The 20282-nt window shown below is 62.1% G+C and carries 20 protein-coding genes; 9 read left to right on the top strand and 11 right to left on the bottom strand.

Annotated features, from left to right (window positions below):
• Positions 1-41 precede the first annotated feature (41 nt).
• From BB029_RS27720 to BB029_RS27710, 3 genes are all read left to right on the top strand, one after another.
• Positions 42-1649, top strand: a complete 1608-nt coding sequence (locus BB029_RS27720) for a bifunctional 3-(3-hydroxy-phenyl)propionate/3-hydroxycinnamic acid hydroxylase (protein ID WP_065941641.1) — start codon at positions 42-44, stop codon at positions 1647-1649.
• Positions 1646-2425, top strand: a complete 780-nt coding sequence (locus tag BB029_RS27715) for a 2-keto-4-pentenoate hydratase (RefSeq protein WP_065941640.1) — start codon at positions 1646-1648, stop codon at positions 2423-2425. The genes BB029_RS27720 and BB029_RS27715 overlap by 4 nt, the downstream gene beginning before the upstream one ends.
• A 76-nt stretch (positions 2426-2501) precedes the next feature.
• Entirely contained in the window at positions 2502-3443 is a 942-nt protein-coding gene (locus BB029_RS27710) for a helix-turn-helix domain-containing protein (protein ID WP_065941639.1), read from the top strand.
• A gap of 12 nt (positions 3444-3455) precedes the next feature.
• On the opposite strand, the gene BB029_RS27705 is transcribed toward BB029_RS27710, so the two are convergent.
• The 6 genes from BB029_RS27705 to BB029_RS27680 form a co-directional block, all read right to left on the bottom strand.
• Positions 3456-4376 (bottom strand): ABC transporter six-transmembrane domain-containing protein, encoded by a 921-nt coding sequence (locus BB029_RS27705; RefSeq protein ID WP_065941638.1) that lies wholly within the window; start codon positions 4374-4376, stop codon positions 3456-3458.
• Complete coding sequence (locus BB029_RS27700) at positions 4349-4747, bottom strand: hypothetical protein (RefSeq protein ID WP_065941637.1); 399 nt, start codon at positions 4745-4747, stop codon at positions 4349-4351. The genes BB029_RS27705 and BB029_RS27700 overlap by 28 nt, the downstream gene beginning before the upstream one ends.
• A 19-nt stretch (positions 4748-4766) precedes the next feature.
• Positions 4767-4967, bottom strand: a complete 201-nt coding sequence (locus tag BB029_RS27695; protein WP_065941636.1) for a hypothetical protein — start codon at positions 4965-4967, stop codon at positions 4767-4769.
• Positions 4968-4991: 24 nt separating this feature from the next.
• A complete protein-coding gene (locus BB029_RS27690; RefSeq protein ID WP_065927442.1) occupies positions 4992-6068 on the bottom strand; it encodes an ATP-binding protein in 1077 nt (358 codons plus the stop codon).
• Positions 6065-6811, bottom strand: a complete 747-nt coding sequence (locus BB029_RS27685; protein ID WP_065941635.1) for a response regulator — start codon at positions 6809-6811, stop codon at positions 6065-6067. Before BB029_RS27685 ends, BB029_RS27690 begins: the two co-directional genes overlap by 4 nt.
• A gap of 146 nt (positions 6812-6957) precedes the next feature.
• Positions 6958-7785, bottom strand: a complete 828-nt coding sequence (locus BB029_RS27680) for an AraC family transcriptional regulator (protein WP_065941634.1) — start codon at positions 7783-7785, stop codon at positions 6958-6960.
• 186 nt (positions 7786-7971) lie between these two features.
• On the opposite strand from BB029_RS27680, the gene BB029_RS27675 reads away from it, so the two are divergent.
• From BB029_RS27675 to BB029_RS27650, 6 genes are all read left to right on the top strand, one after another.
• Positions 7972-9111 (top strand): tyramine oxidase subunit B, encoded by a 1140-nt coding sequence (locus BB029_RS27675; RefSeq protein ID WP_065941633.1) that lies wholly within the window; start codon positions 7972-7974, stop codon positions 9109-9111.
• Positions 9112-9146: 35 nt separating this feature from the next.
• On the top strand, positions 9147-9569 hold the full coding sequence (locus BB029_RS27670) for a RidA family protein (RefSeq protein ID WP_027606668.1): 423 nt from the start codon (positions 9147-9149) through the stop codon (positions 9567-9569).
• Between the two features lie 57 nt (positions 9570-9626).
• Positions 9627-10919, top strand: coding sequence for an FAD-binding oxidoreductase (locus BB029_RS27665; RefSeq protein WP_065941632.1), 1293 nt, complete (start codon positions 9627-9629; stop codon positions 10917-10919).
• 12 nt (positions 10920-10931) lie between these two features.
• Positions 10932-11780 carry an alpha/beta fold hydrolase gene (locus tag BB029_RS27660; protein ID WP_065941631.1) on the top strand — a complete coding sequence of 283 codons (849 nt, stop codon included), beginning with the start codon at positions 10932-10934 and terminating at the stop codon, positions 11778-11780.
• Positions 11781-11944: 164 nt separating this feature from the next.
• A complete protein-coding gene (gene gabP / locus BB029_RS27655) occupies positions 11945-13354 on the top strand; it encodes a GABA permease (protein WP_065941630.1) in 1410 nt (469 codons plus the stop codon).
• The gene (locus BB029_RS27650) at positions 13351-14430 is read left to right on the top strand and encodes a GlxA family transcriptional regulator (RefSeq protein ID WP_065941629.1); all 1080 of its coding nucleotides are present in this window, start codon (positions 13351-13353) and stop codon (positions 14428-14430) included. The genes gabP and BB029_RS27650 overlap by 4 nt, the downstream gene beginning before the upstream one ends.
• Positions 14431-14497: 67 nt before the next feature.
• Here BB029_RS27650 and BB029_RS27645 read toward each other — a convergent pair whose 3' ends face one another.
• From BB029_RS27645 to BB029_RS27625, 5 genes are all read right to left on the bottom strand, one after another.
• Entirely contained in the window at positions 14498-16006 is a 1509-nt protein-coding gene (locus BB029_RS27645; protein ID WP_065941628.1) for an amino acid ABC transporter permease/ATP-binding protein, read from the bottom strand.
• A 106-nt stretch (positions 16007-16112) separates the two neighbouring features.
• The gene (locus BB029_RS27640) at positions 16113-16916 is read right to left on the bottom strand and encodes an ABC transporter substrate-binding protein (protein WP_027606662.1); all 804 of its coding nucleotides are present in this window, start codon (positions 16914-16916) and stop codon (positions 16113-16115) included.
• A gap of 77 nt (positions 16917-16993) precedes the next feature.
• Complete coding sequence (locus tag BB029_RS27635) at positions 16994-18046, bottom strand: isopenicillin N synthase family oxygenase (RefSeq protein WP_065941627.1); 1053 nt, start codon at positions 18044-18046, stop codon at positions 16994-16996.
• Positions 18047-18059: 13 nt separating this feature from the next.
• Positions 18060-18911: a sugar phosphate isomerase/epimerase gene (locus tag BB029_RS27630; RefSeq protein WP_065941626.1), complete on the bottom strand. Its 852-nt coding sequence runs from the start codon at positions 18909-18911 to the stop codon at positions 18060-18062.
• A 253-nt stretch (positions 18912-19164) separates the two neighbouring features.
• Positions 19165-20205, bottom strand: a complete 1041-nt coding sequence (locus tag BB029_RS27625) for a zinc-dependent alcohol dehydrogenase family protein (protein ID WP_065941625.1) — start codon at positions 20203-20205, stop codon at positions 19165-19167.
• Positions 20206-20282 lie beyond the last annotated feature (77 nt).

Below are 20282 nucleotides of genomic sequence, written 5' to 3'. Positions count from 1 at the left end.
AACGCCGGTTTAAAACCACAACAAGAAAGCGGTGAACAGCGATGAAGCAGGAGAAGACCCAGGTTGTGATTGTCGGGGGCGGGCCCAATGGGATCACGGCCGCGCACTATATGGGGATGTACGGTATCGACTGCGTCGTCCTTGAGCTTGCCGACTGCATACTGCCTTACCCACGCGCGGTGGGCATGGATGATGAAGCGCTGCGCGTGTTGCAGGCGATCGGCATCGCCGAATTGGCAGTGCGTGACATGATCTGCGATGTGCCGCTGCGTTATTACAACGCGCGGGGCGTGTGTTTTGCCGAGGTCAAGCCAAGTGCCGCGCAGTACGGCTGGCCGATGCGCAACATTTTCATGCAGCAGTTGCTCGAAGGCACGCTGCGCGAAACCCTGGGGCAGCGCAGCACTGTGGTGTTGCGCCAGGGCCATGAAATGCTGGAGCTGGAACAGGATGGGGAGGGCGTGACCCTGCAGGTGCGCGATGCCCAGGGCGAGGTCTATCAGCTGCGCGCCGATTACGTGATCGGCGCCGACGGCGGGCGCTCCACCGTACGCAAAAAGCTCGGCGTCGAACTGCTGGGGCTGACCCATGCGCGCAAATGGGTCGTGGTCGATACCGCCAATGACACCCTGGATGCGCCGTACACCGCCCTGCACGCCGACCCGCAGCGGCCCTTCGTGTGCATCTACCTGCCGTACCAGCAGCGGCGCTGGGAATTCATGCTGATGGAGGGCGAGGACGAGGCGAAGATGTGTGACGAGAACACCATCCGCGACCTGATCCGGGGGCATATCGGCGACGCCGTGGACGCGCTGAATATCATCCGTATCCGCGCCTACACCCACCATTCGCGCGTGGCGGCTCGGTTTGTCCAGGGGCGTGTGGCACTGGTCGGCGATGCCGCGCATATATCGCCACCCTGGGCCGGGCAGGGCCTTAATTCCGGGTTGCGCGACGTGGCCAACGTGGCCTGGAAACTGGCGGCGATCATCCAGGGGCGTGCGGCCCATGGGATCCTTGCCAGCTACGACCAGGAACGTCGCGGACACGCCACCGAACTGGTGGCCCTGGCCGACAATATGGGCACGGTACTGGGGCTGACCAACCCGTTGATGGCCGGCGTGCGCGACTGGTTGTTCCAGGCGGTGAACAGCGTCGATAACCTGCGTTCGCACCTGCTGGAGTTCAAGTTCAAACCCAAGGCCACCCTCACCAAAGGGCTGGTCTATCACGAACGTGCCGAACTGCGTGAAGACGACCTGGTGGGCCAGCTGTTTGTGCAGCCGTTTATCGAAGACGCCCAGGGCCAGCGTCGGCGCCTGGATGACGTGCTGGGCAATTCCTATGCGGTGCTGGGTTACCGGGTCAATCCCCGTGAGCCACTGAGCGAAGACATGGCAAGGTTCTGGGCGCGCTGGGACACGCGTTTTATCCAGGTCAATCGCTCGCGCAGCGGCCTGGGCCGCCACCAGCCCTTGACGGCCACGGACGCCATCAGCGTGGAGGACGTGGATAACCGCCTCGGCGAATGGTTCTCCAGGGTGCGTGACTGCGTCGTTGTGGTGCGTCCTGACCGGTTTGTTGCCGCCATCACCACGCCGGAGCGACTTGACGCGGTATTACGCAAGTTAGCGGGGCAACTGTCATGAGCATCGATACGGGCGTATTGAGTCAGTTAGACCAGGCCACGCGTACGGTGCAAGCGATTGCGCCACTGGCCCCTGAAGCGTTGGACCTGCGCGGCGGCTACGCACTGCAACGCCAGGCGCTGGATGCGCGCCTGGCGGCGGGCGAACAGTTCAGTGGTTGGAAGATCGCCTTCGCTGGCAGCGCCGCACAACGGCGCTTCGGCATTGACGAACCGGTGTATGGCGGCCTGACCGATCAGATGCGCGTGCCGTCGAACACGGCGGTGGCGCTTTCACGGTTGATCCAGCCCAAGCTGGAAGTCGAAGTGGCGATTGTGCTGGGTCGCAGCCTGGCGCCAGGTGACTACAGCGATGAGGAGATCCTGGCCGCAATTGCCGAGGTGGCACCCGCGTTCGAGATTGCCGACTGCCGTTGGCAGGAGTGGACGTTCGGGGTAGGGGCCTTTCTGGCCGACAACGCGGCAGCGGGCTTGTATTGCCTGGGACCCAGAACCGTTTTCGACCCTGTTGAACATGCCAACGTGGCGTTCCGCCTGGAATGCGCAGGCGCGATCTGCGGCGAAGGGGAGACCCAGGGCCGGGAAGATCCACCGCTGGCCAATCTGTGCTGGCTGATACGCCGGCTGCTGGCCGATGGTCAACCGGTGGAGGCCGGGCAGGTGGTGCTGTCTGGCGCGCTGTTGGCGCCGATGAATATCCAGCCCTGCACCTACCGCCTGCAGATGTTTGGCACGGAACTGGCTTTGCTTTTCACTGCGGACACTGCCGCAGTGTGAGCCCTAGCTGCCGTCAAGGATGACTCCAGTCCCCTTCAGGCCGATACGACAACGGGGCCCCCGAGGAACGACGACCATGCTTGCTGAAGTTCGAACCTTCAATGACCCTCAATTGCACGCCGGCTCCATCCAGGGCTGGCGGCAAGTGTATGACCAACTGGGGCGGGGCTGCCTGACCAGTGGGCTGCGCCAATTGTCTGCCGAGCGCTTTCAGATCTTCCAGGAAGTGCTGGACAAGCGCGTGGTGCAGCGTGGCTTTGCGCCTAAAGGACGACTGTGCGTGGCCATGTCGTTGGGCAGTGCACCGGTGGTACAGGGGCAGCAGGTGGGCGCGCACAACGTGGTGCTGTTGCGCGATGGCGAGGAGTTTGTGCTGCATGCGCCCGAAGGCACGCATTTCTTCGCGCTTAACGTCGACACCGTACGTTTTGCCAAACTCGCCGCTTTCGAATTGTCCAGCGACCAACTCAAGCGCGTCACCACCCGTTCCCAGATTTGCGTGGATGACGCGTTACTGTTGCGGATACGCCAGCGTATCTACCCGCTGTTTCGTCACCTATTGCAACAGACGGACCCTATCAGTGCCTGCGCCGAAAAGATGCTCGAAGACGAGCTGCTTGGCGCCTTTCTCGATCTGTTCAGCAATGCCACCGATGAGGTGCGCTGCCGCCGCGGCAATTTCGCCGTGAGTGCGTACCTGGTCAAGCGTTGCCAGGAGTTGATCGATGCCAGCGGCGATACCCCGCTGAGCATCCTCGACCTGTGCGAACACCTGCGGGTCAGCCGGCGCACCCTGCAGAACAGTTTCCAGGCGGTGACCGGCATGCGCCCGGTCGAGTACCTGCGCAACCTGCGCCTGAATGCGGTGCGTCGACGCCTGATCGCAACGCCGGCCTGCAGCCAGAACGTCGGTGATGTGGCGGTGGCGATGGGCTTTTTCCACCTGAGCCACTTTGCCGCCCATTACCGCGAGTTGTTTGGCGAGTCGCCTTCGCACACCCGGCGGGCGGTCGGCTGAATAGACGAGGGGTCAGGCTGGCGTGTCATCCAGTCCCGGGTCCACGCGTTTGCCGATGTCCTTGAGCCGGGCCAATTGGTCGACCACGCTGGGGGCTTCATCCAGGCAACTGACGAACGTCCACAGGTACGTCATCACCGCATAGATATGGCCGGCCTTCACCGCGGGCGCCAGCGCCAACTGGCTGATGGCGACCACGAACAGCAGGGCCGCAAGGATGCCGATGGTGAGGAAGGCAACCGCCTCACGGTCCGACAGCCCGATACGCAGCCGCGACAGCACCTGATAGTGGCGGCGCAGCGTGGGGGCGCCGACCTTTTCCACCAGGCTGATTTCCTTTTCCAGGCGGTTGTTCAGCCGCTCATGCAAGCGCTGGTTGCGCCGTGCAAAGCCAGGCACCACCACCAGGCACAGGCCCAGTGCCACCAGGCACGCCAGGCCGACCCAGGGTTCGATTACCAGCAACATGGCCGCCGCGCCGATGATCGAGACCAGCGCCGTCGCAATGGTGGGCACGTGTTTTTCGAAGAAATCGACGAACTCCCGTGCCAGCACCACCCGCGCGGCGGACGTTGAAGTGCTGTGACGTTGCAGGCGCTGGTTAAGAATCACCGGCACGGCAAGGTCGGCGTAGATACGCGTAAAGGTGCGGGTGTCCAGGGCCCGTCGGGCGGCGCCCACCACCCAGAAGCCGAGGACCACGGCGGCGTAGAGCAGGGCATTGCCGGTGTCGCCACGGATAATCGCGTCGACGGCAAACCCCGCAAACAACGGGTAGGCCAGCAGCAGCGCGTTTTCCAGCGCCACCAGCGACAGGGTGCCGGACAATTTGCCGGGGTAGGCCTTGGCGATCGCCTTGAGTGTCTGGCTGGCGGATTGTTGACCGATTTTGCGGCTCTGCTCGATCAGTAGTGGAGGTGTGACGGAGGGCATGGGCCACCTGGTTTACGCAAAGTAGGGGGGCGGGAACTCAGGGTCCCGGTATAAAGACCGCGGGTGATGTCGAGCAGATAGCGCGTTTCCTCGGTCATCAGTAACAAGTCGATCTGCACTTCTTCGATCACGATTTCCAGGGTGATCAGCAGGCAAATCGCCGGCGCGGTAAATAACCAGTGGTAGTAGGACTGGCTGAACAGCGATGCGACAACCCCAAGGACCCATAGTGACAACACCAGGCGTGGCGCCTGTTTCTGCAGGGGAATCCAGAAGCGCTGCAACCGCTTGAGCTTGGCGCCATAGAGCCGTACCGAGTCTTCAAGCAGCGCCACGTCAATCACGTTTCGGTCACGATAGTTGAAAGGCATACAGGCAATTCCAGGCTGACTACAAGAGGCGGGTGTGTGGCCTGGTCATGGCGCGCGCAGGCAGCGCGCGATTCAACCAGGCCAGGTTGACTTCGTTGACTTGCACCCATTCGCCGTTCTGTGGAATCCCTTCGCAGCTCTTGAAAGCAATGCAACGTCCTTGTGCGTCGAGCAAGGCAAAGTGGCGGTACCGATTGACCCTGAAAATACAGAGGCGCATGCCTTCACCTGGGGGCGGTTGGGGTTAGATGGCGACCAACTGGTCGGGCCAGCTCAGCTCGAATAAGGTGCCGCCGTTGTCGAGGTTCCGGCAGGTCGCGCGACCTCCATGGGACAGGGCAATCGCGCGTACGACGGCGAGCCCCAGGCCGCTGCCGCCCTGGGCGCGGGAGCGCGAGCTTTCGCCGCGCTGGAACGGCTCAAAGATGTGCGTTGCAAACGCTTCTGCGATCCCCGGGCCTTCGTCCGCGACACTCAAGGTATTCAGGCCATCCTGGTTGCCCAGGCGCACCGTGACGTTGCCGGGGGTTGCATGGCGTTTCAGGTTGTCGAGCATGGCCAGCAAGGCTTGGCGAATCCGCGCCGGATCACACTGCACAGGCCGTTCGAGCAGGTCCAGGTGCAGCACGAACCCGCAGGCCTGCAGGCCCGGTTCGAACAGGCAGGCGTCGGCCTTGATCTCCTCGGCCAGGTCGGCACTCTGGATCTGCACTTCGAGGTAGCCGTTGTCCGCCAGGCCCACGACCCGCAGGTCCTCGATCAGGCGCGTCAGGCCTTCGACCTGGCTCAGCAGGCTGTAGAACTGCGCCTGGTCCGGGGTGAACACGCCTTCCGCCAACCCTTGCAGGCGGCCGCGCAGGATGGTCAGCGGGGTGCGCAGTTCATGTGCAATCGCGGCGTTCCAGAACGACTGCTCTTGCGCCATGCGTTTCAAGCGTTGGGCCATGCTGTTGAAGTCATCCACCAGCAAGGTGGCCTCTGCCAGTGAGCGGTCGGACGCCGTCGCCCGGGCATCGAGGTCACCATCGGCGAGGCGGCGAAGGCTGGCCGCGACCGAGTTCAAGGGCATCAGAATGCGCCGGGACAGTTTGATCGCCACCACGGCGCCCACCGCCAGGCTGATGCAGGTGATCAGCGCCATCCAGGCCCACTCCATGCCGGTGGGCAGCCATTCGTCCACGTCCAGATCCGACGGCGGCCAGAACGTCCAGAGCAACGCGTAAAACACGTAGGAGCCGACCACGGCCAGGGCAATCACGCAGAGCACCACGGCGGACATCGACACGATGATCTGCCGGCTCAAACTGTTGGCGGTCTTCATGGCTGGCTCCCGAACCGGTAGCCGACCCCACGGATGCTGGCCGGTACGCCCTGGAGGCCGAGGTCTTCGATTTTGCGCCGCAACTTGCTGATATGGCTGTCGACGGTGCGCTCCAGGCTGTCGCTCTCGGGCGAACACAGGGCCAGCAACTCGGCGCGACTGAATACGCGCTTGGGGGCCTTGGCCAGTTGCGCCAACAATCTGAACTCGGTCACCGTCAGGTTGAGCCTGTGCGTGTGGGCACCGACCTGCACGCTGACTTCATGGCTGTCGATGTCGATTTCAAAGGCATTCACCCGCAGCACGCGCTGGTGGGCGCCGTAGCCATGATCGAGGGAGCGACGCAGCACCGCCTGGGTCCTGGCGACGACCTCGGCGGGGTTGAACGGCTTGACGATGTAGTCGTCGGCACCGATGCGCAGGCCCATGAGTTTGTCCATGTCCTGGTCCTGGGCGGTCAGCATGATCACCGGTGTGGTGCCCCGGTGGCGGATCTCGGCCAGGACCATCCAGCCATCCAGCTTCGGCATCAGCACGTCCAGCAGCACCAGGTCGGGCTTGAGGGATTGATGCAGTTCAAGGGCACGGCGCCCATCCAGGGCATGGGCGGTCTGGAAGCCGCTGCGCTTGAGATAGGCCGCGAGGATGTCGGCGATTTCCGGCTCGTCTTCGGCGATCAGTACCAACGCCTGGCGTGGGGACGCGAGGTCCGTCGGTGTCGATACAGGGTGTGATTCAGTCATGGTCGGCTCGGTCGTGCTGTTCGGTCATCGCAGTATGGCGAATTACCATGGGGCGACGAAGGCTACTGTGCACCACGAGCATGCGCTTTCATGGGAGGTTTTATGGAGAAACGATGGAGACGCGGGTTTATTCGCAAACAGCGTGATCAGGCGTAGCTGATCCTGTCGGTGTAGGCGTTTTGCGTCATGGTGCGCTGGTAGTCGCAGGGGGTGGTGCTGACCAGTTTCTTGAAGTCGCGCAGGAAGTGGGATTGGTCGGAAAACCCCAGGTCGAGGGCCAACTGCGAAAACGATACATCGTGCTGGGTATTGAGGGTGTCCAGGGCCGCCTGGCAGCGGATGATCCGGCAAAACGCCTTGGGTGACATGCCGGTGTCCTGGTTGAACTGGCGGTGCAGGGTTCGGCTGGTGTAGCCGCTGAGGTCTTCGAGTTGCTGGATGCGGATATCGCCGCGATGGTGCAGCGCCTGCTGGATGATCATGGCGGTGAGTCGCGACGTCTTGCCCATCAGGCGCGGGGTCAGGTAGTCGTTGAACAGCCGCATCTGGTCGCCCAGCAACGGGGCCTGGACGATGCTTTCGAAGAGGCGTTGGGCGAACTCGGAGACTTCCAGCAGATCGAGCTCCCGCTCGGTCAACTCTTCGGCCAGTACATTGACGAAGCCGGGGATCACACCTGGCGAAAAGCGCACGCCGAAATAGTGGTGGTGCTGGTGCAGTTCGACCGCCTGGGCCACCAGCGGGGTGCCGCAGATGCGCGCAGTCGGTCGCGTCGCATCACAGTCGAACAGGATATCCACGCAGCCATCCGGCACGGCCAGCAGGTTGGTCGATTGCGCCACATCGAAGGCATAGAAATGCGAGATCGCCGGGTGCGCGGACGGCATCACTGAATAGCGTGAAGAGTTGAGCACGAACCAGGGTTGTTCGTTCGCGGTGTGGAGCCGGGGAGTCGGCACACTCGGTTTGATCATGGTTGCTCCTTGGGCAGGCAGCGCCAGGGAAAAATTAACGCATTAATCGCGCCAACTATCGTCATGCCCGACTGAGCGGCATGTCCGAAATTTACAATACCGCCGCCATCCCCCGCCCGATACTCGATCTCGACAGCGTGGAGCTGCGCCTACCGCAGCGATATCACCTTCAGCCCGAGAATGACTATGTCTGCAACTACAAAAATCGATTTTATCTACCTCTCCGAGCAGGACATGATCCGCGCGGGTGTGACCGACATGCTGGCCTGCGTGAACACCATGGAGGAAATGTTCGGCCTGCTGTATGCCGGTGACTACCGCATGGCCGGCCCGAACAATGATTCCCATGGCGCGATGGTGATTTTCCCGCAGGATTCGCCGTTCCCGAACATGCCCAAGCCCACGGCGGATCGGCGCATGATGGCCATGCCGGCCTACCTGGGCGGCAGTTTCTGCACCGCCGGGGTGAAATGGTACGGCTCCAATATAGCCAACCGCGAAAAAGGCCTGCCGCGTTCGATCCTGATGTTCACCCTGAACGACCCCGACACCGGCGCGCCGTTGGCCCATATGTCGGCCAACCTGCTGTCGGCGTACCGCACCGGTGCGATCCCCGGCGTGGGCGCACGCCACCTGGCGCGCAAGGACTCGAAAGTCGTCGGCCTGCTTGGCCCGGGCGTGATGGGCAAGACCACCCTGGCGGCCTTCATCGCGGTGTGCCCGCATATCGACACCCTGAAGCTCAAGGGCCGTGGCCAGCAGAGCCTCGACAACTTTATTGCGTGGGTGGAACAGACGTATCCGCAGATCACCACGATAGAGGTGGTCGACACCCTCGAAGCGGTGGTCCGCGACTCGGACCTTGTTACTTATTGTAGCTCCGGTGCCACGGGCGACCCCTCGATCTACCCAATTGTGCGGCGTGAGTGGGTCAAGCCAGGCGCTTTCCTCGCGATGCCGGCGTCTTGCTCCCTCGACGCGGGAATGGAGCAGCCCGACGTACGCAAGGTGCTCGACAACACCGGTCTGTACCAGGCCTGGTTCGAGGAATTGCCCAAGCCTGCGCATCACAACGTGCCGGTCATTGGCGTGCGCTTCATGGACATGATTGCCGAAGGCAAGATGCAGCTCGATGACGTCGAAGACATCGGCAAGATCATCGCCGGGGCCGCGCCTGGCCGCAGGAACGATGAGGAAATCATCATCATGTCGGTGGGCGGCATGCCCGTCGAAGACGTGGCCTGGGGCACGGTGGTGTACCGCAACGCCGTCAAGCACGGCATCGGCGTGACCTTGAACCTGTGGGAAACCCCGGAGCTGCGCTGAGCCGTAGCTTCATTCACTTTGACGAGGCATTCGACATGACAAAAATCACCAAGCTCAAGACCGGTTCACCGTTCGAAGACCAGGCCAGTTATTCGCGCCTGGTGTGCGTGGACAACTGGATCTACGTGTCCAACACCGCCGGCCGTAACCCCCAGACCAAGCTGATCCCGGAGGATGTCCTGGAACAGGCGCACCAGGTGTTCGCCAACATCGAATCGGCCCTCAAGGCTGTCGATTCGAGCCTGGCCGACGTGGTGTGTTCGCGGGTGTTCATCCAGGACCCCAAGGACGTGCCGGCGGTGATGGGCCTGATCGGCGAGAAGTTTCGCGGCGTCGACCCGGCCAGCACCGTGACCTGCCCGCCACTGGGCTCGACGGTCTACAAGGTAGAGCTGGAAGTGACGGCGTATCGCAACGCGTCGAAGGCGCAGGTCGATCTCATTCGCCTGTCGCAATAATCGTCACGCGGCCATGCACAGGCCTGGCCGCCCTTATTCGTTTACCGAGTCCTGACCATGGCACCGACAATAGCGCCCGTGACAACCTCCACCGTGTTTCCCAGCGCGACCGCCGTCGTCATCATTGGCGGCGGGATCATCGGCCTCACGGCTGCGCTGACCTTGGCTGAGCGCAATATCGCCGTGGTGGTCCTGGAAAAAGGCCGGATCGCCGCCGAACAGTCGTCCCGCAACCTGGGCTGGGTGCGCAAGACCAGCCGCCACGCGGCCGACATCCCGCTGGCCCTGGCCGCCGACCGCTTGTGGGCGCAGATGCCCGAGCGGGTAGGGGCGGATGTGGGGTATCGCCAGGAAGGCATCATGTTTGTCGGGCGCACCCCGGCGCAAATGGCAATGCACGAGGGCTGGCTCACGTCGGTGGAGCATTTGTCGCTGGATTCACGCCTGCTCAGCAAGCGTGAGATCGACGCGCTGGTGCCAGGCGGCACGGGTGACTGGGCCGGCGGCATCTTTACCCCTTCCGATGCGCGTGCCGAACCGACGCTGGCCAGCAGCGCGATTGCCAGGGCCGCCATGGACAGAGGCGTGGTGATCATCGAGCAGTGCGCGGTGCGTACGCTGCAGATGTCGGGCGGCGCGGTCAGCGGTGTGGTCACGGAAAAGGGCGAAATCCGTTGTGATCATGTGCTGCTGGCGGGGGGCATGTGGTCGAGGCGCTTTCTGGGCAACCTCGGTGTGGCGTTGCCGACCTTGCCCCTGACCTGCTCGGTGCTGCGTACCCACCCCATGGAGGGGCCGACGCAGATCGCGGTCGGCGCGCCGGACTTTTCGTTTCGCAAGCACCAGGACGGCGGTTTCATCATTACCCAACGGGGCAAGTTGGATGCGTTCCTGACCCTCGACCATCTGCTGCTCGCCAAGCAATACATGCCGCAGTTCCGTGCGCAACGCAGTGTGCTGAACGTGTCGCTGGGCAAGCCGTTCATCAATGACCTGGCCCTGGCGCGGCGTTGGCGCGCCGACAGCGTCAGCCCGTTCGAGCGCGTCAGGGTGCAGGATCCCGCGGCCAACCCGCAGCTCAATAACGACGCGATGAACAACCTGATGGCGGCCTGGCCGGTGTTTGAACAGGCACGGATCGCCCAGGCCTGGGCCGGCACTATCGACGTGACACCCGATTCCAACCCGGTCATCGGCCCGGTCGCGCAGATTCCGGGGCTGACCGTGGCCACCGGTTTCTCGGGGCACGGCTTCGGTACATCGCCGGCGGCGGGTCATCTCGCCGCGGACCTGGTCAGTGGGCATGCGCCGATCATTGACCCAAGCCCTTATCGCTTCGACCGTTTCTAAAGGAGCAAGCCCATGCCTGCAGACAGCTGTTTCTTCACCAACCGTTCGGGCCTGCGCCTGCACTATTTGCGCTGGGGCGCATCGAGTGGCGTGCCCCTGGTGCTGTTGCACGGCCTGCGCGCCTATGCCCAGACCTGGGAGTCGCTGGTGCAAGCCCTGGGGGAGGGCTACTGCATCTATGCCCTCGACCAGCGTGGTCGTGGGTTGAGCGACTGGGCCGAGCCCTCCACGTATCACACCCAATCCTATGTCGAGGACCTTGAGGATCTGATCGCCCATGTCGGCCTGCAGCGCTTTGTCCTGCTCGGGCATTCATTGGGCGGCGCCAACGCCCTCGAGTATGCGCGGCAACATCCGGGACGCTTGCTGGGGTTGCTGATCGAGGACATCGGCCCCGGCTCTTCAACCCAGGGCGATGGCGCCGCACGTATCCGCCGCGAGATGGGCCAGACGCCGTTGCAGTTCGACAATTGGGACGCGGCCCGCGCGTTCTGGAGGGCTTCGCGCCCAGGGTTGTCGGAGCAGGGCCTGGCGTCGAGGCTGGCGCATTCGATGCAGGAGCGCGACGGTGTGATTGGCTGGCGCCATGATCAGCAGGGGATTGCCCAGGCCCGCCTGAGTATCGAGCCGACGGACCTGTGGCCAGCGGTGCGCGCGCTGGATTGCCCCAGCCTGTTCATTCGCGGTGGTCGCTCGGACTTCCTGCCGCCGGCGACGCTGCAGGCGATGAGGGCCAGCAACCCCCATGTGCGGACGGTGGAGGTCGCCGACGCGAGCCACTATGTGCACGACGATCAGGGCGCGGTGTTCAACGCGCTGATTGCAGGCTTTCTGGCGAACCTTGACCCGCCGAGGCAATGAGCGGCGGCTGCCCGCCAATGTCGATATCAGGCACCGGCGTGCCGCTATGAGGCTATTTTTGCGGCGCGCAGGCCGCGTACTGTGACCCGTCATTAAGAAATGATGATCGCCTGACCTTCCAGTCAGTACGTCTTAACGTCGATCACAGAGAATAAAAAACAACGATGAATAGCCTGATTTCCAAGGATTCCAACGGCCAGCTGGCGCAGGGCTTCAAGCCGCGTCATGTCACCATGCTCTCCATTGCAGGCATTATCGGCGCGGGGTTGTTTGTCGGCTCCGGGCACGCCATTGCGGCGGCAGGCCCAGCGGTGATGCTGGCGTATCTGTTTTCCGGCCTGTTGGTGGTGCTGGTCATGCGCATGCTGGGGGAGATGGCGGTGGCCAACCCCGACACCGGCTCATTCTCGACCTACGCCGACCAGGCCATCGGCCGCTGGGCCGGGTTTACGATCGGCTGGCTGTACTGGTGGTTCTGGGTGCTGGTGATTCCCATCGAAGCCCTGGCGGCCGGGCATATCCTCAACCAGTGGTTCCCGCAGATCGACGCCTGGCTGTTCGCCTTGTTGTCGATCTTTTTGTTGGTGGTTACCAATTTGTTCAGCGTCTCCAAGTACGGTGAATTCGAGTTCTGGTTTGCCATGGCCAAGGTGGTGGCGATCATCGGCTTTATCGGCCTGGGAGGCGCGGTGCTGATGGGCTGGATTCCCGAGCGGGAGGCCAGTGGCTTGAGTCGCCTGATGGAAGAGCACGGCGGTTTCGCGCCTAACGGCCTGTCGGCGGTGGTCGGGGCATTCATCACCATCATGTTCAGCTTTATCGGCACGGAAGCCGTCACCATCGCGGCTGCCGAGTCCAATAACCCGGCGCAGAATATCGCCCGGGCCACGCGCTCGGTGATGTGGCGCATCGGCGTGTTCTATGTGTTGTCGATCTTCGTGGTGATTTCCGTGGTGCCGTGGAATGACCCGCTGTTGGCGTCGGTAGGTTCTTATCAGCGCGCCCTGGAGCTGATGAACATTCCCCACGCCAAGTTACTGGTGGACGTGGTGGTGTTGATTGCCGTGGCGAGCTGCATGAACTCGTCCATCTACATTGCTTCACGCATGCTGTACTCCCTGGGCAAGCGCGGGGATGCGCCCACGCTGATGAAAAAGACCTCCGCCGCGAGTGTGCCGAGGGCCGCCGTGATCGCCAGCACGATCCTCGGGGCTGGCGTGACCTTGCTCAGTTACTTCATGCCCGCCGGATTGTTCCAGTTTCTGCTGGCCAGCTCGGGTGCCATCGCCTTGCTGGTGTACCTGGTGATCGCCGTGTCGCAACTGCGCATGCGCAAGGTCCTGCAACGCCGCAATGTCACCCTGACGTTCAAGATGTGGCTGTTTCCCTGGCTGACCTGGGTGGTTATCGTCTTCATCTGTTGCGCATTGGCGGTGATGCTGCTGACGCCTGAGCACCGCTTCGAGGTGTCGTCGACCATCGGCCTGGCCTTGCTGATTTCCCTGGTCGGCGTGATCACGGCGCGGCAGCCGGACCGCACCCAAAAATCGATCCCCCTGGCTTCGCGCCCATGAACCCCCGGCCGGTCACCTGTTTGGTATTCGTGCTGCTGGATCAGTTCACCCTGATCTCGTTGGCGTCGGCGGTAGAGCCGCTGCGCATGGCCAACCAACTGGCAGGCCAGGAGCTTTATCGTTGGCACACCGCCAGTGTCGACGGTCATCCTGTGTGGGCCAGCGACGGCATGCCCATCACGCCGGACTGTTCCATAGCCGCTGCGCCCTCTGCGGATATCGTCGTGGTGTGCGGCGGCACGGGTATTCAACATACCCTGAGCGACGAACTGATGAAGTGGCTGCGGACCCAGGCGCGTTATTCCAAGCGCCTGGGTGGTATTTGTACCGGAAGTTGGGTATTGGCCCGTGCGGGGCTGCTCGACGGGTTTGAATGCAGCGTGCATTGGGAGTGGCTGGCGGCCATGCAGGAAGCCTTTCCACGGGTGAGCCTCAGCGCCAGCGTGTTCACCCTCGACCGCGATCGCCTGACCAGCTCGGGCGGCACCGCGCCCATGGACATGATGCTGCACCTGATCGGGCGTGAGCATGGGCATGAGTTGTCGGCGGCGATTTCGGACATGTTCGTGTACGAGCGCATGCGCAACGAGCAGGATCATCAGCGCGTGCCGCTCAAGCATATGCTCGGCACCCAGCAACCGAAGCTGCAGGAAATCGTCGCGCTGATGGAGGCCAACCTGGAAGAACCGATCGACCTGGATGAATTGGCCGAGTATGTGGCCCTGTCACGCCGGCAGCTTGAGCGCATGTTCCAGAAGTACCTGCACTGTTCGCCCTCGCGCTACTACCTGCGGTTGCGGCTGATCCGCGCGCGTCAGTTGCTCAAGCAAACCCCCATTTCCATCGTGGAGCTGGCCTTGCTCTGCGGGTTTGTGTCCACGCCGCATTTCTCCAAATGCTACCGCGAGTACTTTGGCGTGCCGCCCAGCGACGAGCGCCTGGTGACGGCGGGCGAGCGAGCCGGCATGTTGAGGCCGATGATTCGCGCCGTACCGGTTCCGATGCCAATGAGTGCCCTGGAGCAGGCGCGAGGGGAGTCGACCTTTGCCAGTGTCCGGCTCAAGGCCAGGCGCTGAGGGTACGTTGAGTGGCGCTGATCAGCGACGCTTGCGTTTCGAATTTCAGGCGCCACTCACGCCGGGTTCAAACCCGCATGAACACCTTGATTCTCTCGCCGCACTGATCGGCACGAATCATCCCAGGCGCCGCATCCAGCGCAACCAGGCCGTCCTCCATGAAAATCACCCGGTCGGAAATGGACAGGGCGAAGTCCATCTCGTGGGTCACGATCAGCATGGTCATGCCTTCTTTGGCCAGGTCGCCGATGACCTTGAGCACGTCGCCTACCAGTTCCGGGTCAAGGGCTGACGTCGGCTCATCAAACAGCATGATATGTGGATCCATGGCCAATGCGCGGGCGATTGCCACGCGTTGTTGCTGCCCCCCAGACAACTGATGCGGATACTTGTGCGCGTGAGCCAGCAGTCCGACCTTGTCCAGCAGGGCGTAGGCGCGCTGCTCGCTGATGAGCTTGTCGCGGCCGTGATAGCGCGGCGCGAGGGTGACGTTGTCGAGAATGGTGCGATGGGGAAACAGGTTGAAGCCCTGGAACACCATGCCGATGTGCTGTACCCCACGGCGTACTTGTTGCGTGTTGGTGTTGTCACCGGCGTGGATATAGCTTTCGCCGAACAGAATGATCTCGCCCTGGTCGATGCTTTCCAGGGCGTTGACGGTGCGAATCAGCGAGGTTTTCCCCGAGCCCGATGGGCCGATGATGGAAATCACCTGACCCACATTTACATCAAGGTTGATGCCCTTGAGCACAGCGTGCTGGCCGTAGCGCTTGTGAATGTCGACCAGTTGCAGGGCGGGTGCCGAGCCAGGCCCGGAGGCTTTCCGAGCGCTTGCCGAAGGAGGGGCGGGTTGTGAGGAGCGTAGGCGCCCCATGCTGGTGTCATCCAGCGTCCGGGGTGTGCGGTTGTTGAGTTCCAGGTGTTGTTCCAGCCAATGAAACAGCCAGCCGAGCACGGTCACGATCAGCACGTAATACACCGCCACAGCCGACAGGGTTTCCATCACCAGGAAGTTTTGCGCGTAAAGGCGCTGGCCCACGGTCAACAGTTCGGTCAAGGAAATCACCGAGACCAGTGAGGTCAGTTTCACCACGGTGATGTATTCGTTGATCAGCGTCGGCAGGGAAATGCGGAACGCCTGGGGGATCACGATCAGGCGCTGCAAACCGATCAGGCCGATGCCCAGCGCGCGGCCGGCCTCTTTTTGACCTTTGGCCACGGATATCAAGCCACCACGGTGGATTTCCGCCATATAGGCCGCTTCGGTGACCACCAGGGCCAACAGGCCGGAATAGAACGGGTTGGACAGGACGCCACGGGTGACCGGGAACATCTGCGGCAGGTTATAGACGAACACCACCAGTACCAGCAGCGGCACGCTGCGAAAGAACCAGATATAAATCGACGCCGGCACGCTGATCCAACGCGCGGCCGAAAGCTTGGCCGAAGCCAGCAGGAAGCCCAGCAGCATGCCGATGAACCAGGCCAGCGTGCTGAGCTCCACCACCGTAATGCAGGCTTTCCAGAAGTCCGAGAGCGAAAACAGAGAAAAAAAGTAAGGCCATTCAAATTGCATGTGTCTCTCCAACTGCTGGCGTCGACACAGGCTTTACCTGGGCCGGGCAGTCAAGCGAAAGCCGCCGACTGTGGGAGCGGCTGCGCTCCCACAGGGCTGCACCGGGTCAGTTAGTCGGTTCTTCGAGGTTGTATTTCTTCAACAGGGCGGTGTATTCACCGGAGGCCTTGCTCGCCTCAAAGGCCTTGAGCAGTGCCTGATAGAGCGCGTCGTTGCCTTTCTTGACGTAAATACCCAGCGTTTGCTGGTAGATCGAGTGCTCGGTGCTCACCACGACGCGGCCCTTGGTGCGTTCTGCGATCATGCCGGCGGCGCCGTCGATCTCCACCTGAGCCTGCACATTGCCGGAGAGCAGCGCCTGGGTTACCTCCGGTGCGGACGGGAACTCGCTGACCATAATCGCGCCCTTGTTATTCGGGGTGCAGTAGTCGGTCGAGAGCGTGTTGAACTGCGTCACCCACGTGGTGCCTTTTTCCAGGCCGACTTTCAGGCCGCAGAGGTCTTCCGGTACTTTCGGTTTCAGCGGGCTGTCCTTCAGCACCATGATCGCTGCGCCGGTCTTGGCGTACGGGATGGTTTGCGCTTGCGTCTGCCGCTGGGGCGTGATGTACATGCCGGAGATGATCGCGTCGTAGTGGCCGGCGTTCAGGCTGAGGATCAGGTTGGAAAACTTGGTGTCAACGAAGTCGGCCTTGAGGTCCAGGTGCTTGGCGAGCAGGTGCGCCAGCTCGGGGTCGGAACCGACGACGTTTTTATGTTCGTCGTATGACTCGAAGGGCGGATAGGTGATTTCCATGCCGACCTTGAGTACGCCGGGTGTCACCGTCGTTGCTGCATGGGCGCCGGCCGCACCAAGGAGTGCGACGGCCAGCAGGGTCAAGCGGACAGCATGATTGATTGGATTGCGCATCATCGATGACTCCACGTCGGTAAAGTAGGGCTGGGCGGGTGGTTAAACAGGGCGATGTGACCAGGCTGAGGGTTGCATCAGGACGCGTCCTGCGCCTGGCTCTTCAAGTGACCGAAACTCGATGGCTTGCGCGCTTTCTCGTACAGCTTGAGTTCGCCCCGTTCGACTTTGCGGCGCAGGTACTGATAGGTCTGCAACGCTTGGCCGAACATGTGCTCACCGATGGTGATTTCCTCGTAATCCTTAGCGCCTTCAAGAAACTGTGGCAGTGGCTTGATCTGCGTATGGAAGTCGCACGCGTAGAAGAGTGGGAAGGCGTAGCGCTCTTCGCTGACGGTTCGCACTCGGTGAGCCGTAGCGACGAACGTACCCGCGGTCATGACCTCCAGCATGTCGCCGATGTTGACCACAAAGGCCCCGTCCACGGGCGGCGCATCAATCCATTGGCCCTGATCGTTCATCACCTCGAGGCCTGGCTTGTCGGCAAGCAAAATGGTGAAGCACTCGTAGTCGGTATGCGCACCAATGCCGGGTGCGTCTTGGGCGGCCAGGTCAAAGGGGTAGTGAATCAGGCGCAGTTTCGACGGTGGGCGGGTAACCATTGCCTCGAAATAGTCCTCTTCAAGGCCCAATGCGAGCGCGAAGCCCTTGAACAGGCGACGCCCCAGCGCAAACACCGCAGCGTAGTACGCTTCGACGGCGGGACGGAAACCCGGCAGGTCCGGCCATTCATTGGCCCCGATCAAGGGGGTTCCGGCCCTGACCAGCGGGTCGTCTTCGCCCACTTCAAAACCGATATCGAACGCCTCCTTGTGGTCCGGTTTGCCTTTGGCATAGACCTCTTCGCCTTCAGGCACAAACCCCTTGTGGCTGCGGGAGGTGCCGATGTAATGCTGCATCTTGTACGCAAGGGATTGCGCAAACAGGTCCTTCGCCGCGTGACGCACGCCGTCGATCAGCGACGACTCGATGCCGTGGTTCTTGATGTACAGAAAACCCACTGTGCGGGCGGCGTTACCGAGTTCTTCGGCCACTGCCTGGCGCTGTGCGATGTCGTCGCTGTACAGCCCGGCGATGTCCACCAGCGGAATGCGATTGAAGTTGGCGGCCTTTGGCGTTTGGTCAGGCATGAAGTAACGCTCCTTATCGGGTTGAGGCACCGCTGAAACGCCGGAAATGCTCGCGCTCGGTATTTGCCATCCATACGTTCAGCGACCACAGGTCGGCCACCGGCACATTGGTGAAGGGCAGGTGATGCAGGTAGCCGTCGGCACCGAACTCCGGCGTCAGCGTGCTGACCTGATAGCCGCGACTTTCCTGGGATCGCCAGATGGCCTCCCAATGCTGCTGATGGAAGGCCAGCGCGTGGGCGTACTCGGGGGCGGCGGGGTGGGGAACCTGGGGCCCCTGGTCATAACCAACCCGGGCTTGAATGTGATGAACGCGCTCGACGAAAGCGCTGAGGTCATCTTCCGGATCGTTGAGCAGGCGCTCGCAGGTGACGACCCAATGACTGATGTCGCTGGTGAAGCGCAGGTCCGGCAGTTGACGAATCAGCTCGAGGGTGACCCAGGGGTTGAACAACGAGCGCGCACGATGGGTTTCAAAGGCGCACACCTGGCCGTGCTTGCGCGCGACGTCCATCGCGCGGCCAAAGAAGTCGACTTGCTGTGCCAGTGGCCAGCGGTCGTTGCCAGCCAGCAGGTTGATGAAGCGCGGTGACAACTCAGCCGCCCAAGCGAGTTTTTTATCGAGGTCCAGCAGGTGTTCGTCGACGCTCGCCGATTGTTCCGGCAGCACATCGTAGGCGCTGAAGACAGTACTGATATAGCTGACGTGGTTGGCGCGTAGAAAGGCTGCGAACTCGGCGCGTTCGCTGGCGGTCATGGGCAGGCGGGCTTCCATGCCATCGAACCCGGCTTCAAGCAACTCTTCGAGCGCTTGTGCCTTGCTCGCGGTGTAGCCCCATAACGTTCGGAATACTTCCAACTTCATCGATCTGCTCCAAAGGTGCCTTCGCATGATTGACACAGCGGCGTTTCGGCGCGGACCGAAACGCACAAAAAACGGCAGTGACAATCAGAAAAGGCAATCTTCGGGCCGCATCTCTGTGGAAAGGCTCCTTTGTTGCCGCCAATAGTAGGGAGAGGCGCTTGGCGGAAAGAATAGGGAAGTGCAAATAGATAGTTCAGAGATTTCTAAACTATTGCTCAATGCGGCTCAATGCGGCTCAGGGTGGCGTCATGGGTCAAAACTCGGTTATGACGGTTACCCCTGCCGTCTCGAACCGGTCCATGTTCGTCAGCGCGTCGATGGACTGTTCCAGGCTGATGGTTTTACCCACGAGTTTTTCAGGCGCCAGCTTGCCTGAGGTGATCATCTCGATCATGGCGCCATAGCGATGCGCCTGCATGCCGTGGCTACCGTAGATCTCAAGTTCATGGGCGATAACCTTGCCCATGGGGATGGCCGGCGTGGCGTGATCAGCGAGCATCAGCCCGACCTGGACGTGCTTGCCGCGACGGCGCAGGTTGTTGATGGAGTTGAAACAGGTGGTTGGGTGGCCCAACGCGTCCAGCGAGACGTGGGCACCGCCCTGGGTGATTTCCAGCACGGCTTCGGTGACGTCCGCGACGCACTGGGCATTGATGGTGGCGACAGCGCCGAGCGCCCGTGCCAGGTCGAGTTTTTCCTGGGAAATGTCGATGGCGATCACGTTCGCGCCAATGGCCTGGGCGATCATCACCGCAGACAGGCCTACACCTCCGCAGCCATGTACCGCGACCCACTGACCGGCGCTGACATTGCCTTGGTCGACGACTGCACGGAATGAGGTGGCGAAGCGACAACCCAGGCTTGCGGCGGTAGCGAAGTCCATGCTCTCAGGCAGCGCGACCAGGTTCAGATCGGCCTGGTGGATGCCGACGTACTCGGCAAACGACCCCCAATGAGTGAAGCCCGGCTGGAACTGCGTGTGGCACACCTGCTGATTGCCGCTGTTGCACTGCGCACAGGCACCACAGCCACCCACGAACGGCACGGTCACCCGGTCACCGACCTTCCACCGCGTGACGTCGTTGCCCACCTCGGCCACGATGCCGGCCAGCTCATGACCCGGTACATGGGGCAGTTCAATGTCGGGGTCATGACCTTTCCAGCCATGCCAGTCGCTGCGGCACACTCCGGTGCCAAGCACCTGGATCACCACGCCATGGCGTTCCGGGGATGGATCGGCCACGTTCATCAGGCGCGGCGGTTTGGAAAAGGCTTCGTAGACGACTGCTTTCATTCAAATTACCTAGGCTTGGAGGGGCGATTCAGGCATTGCCATTATGAATGAGCGCCTTGAAATTACCCTTCAAGTTG

Origin of the sequence: Pseudomonas sp. S3E12 (genome assembly GCF_001702295.1) — a bacterium.
GTDB classification, from domain to species: Bacteria; Pseudomonadota; Gammaproteobacteria; order Pseudomonadales; family Pseudomonadaceae; genus Aquipseudomonas; species Aquipseudomonas marginalis.
Note: the sequence above shows the minus strand (reverse complement) of the source record. Positions and strands in the feature narration are given on the sequence as shown.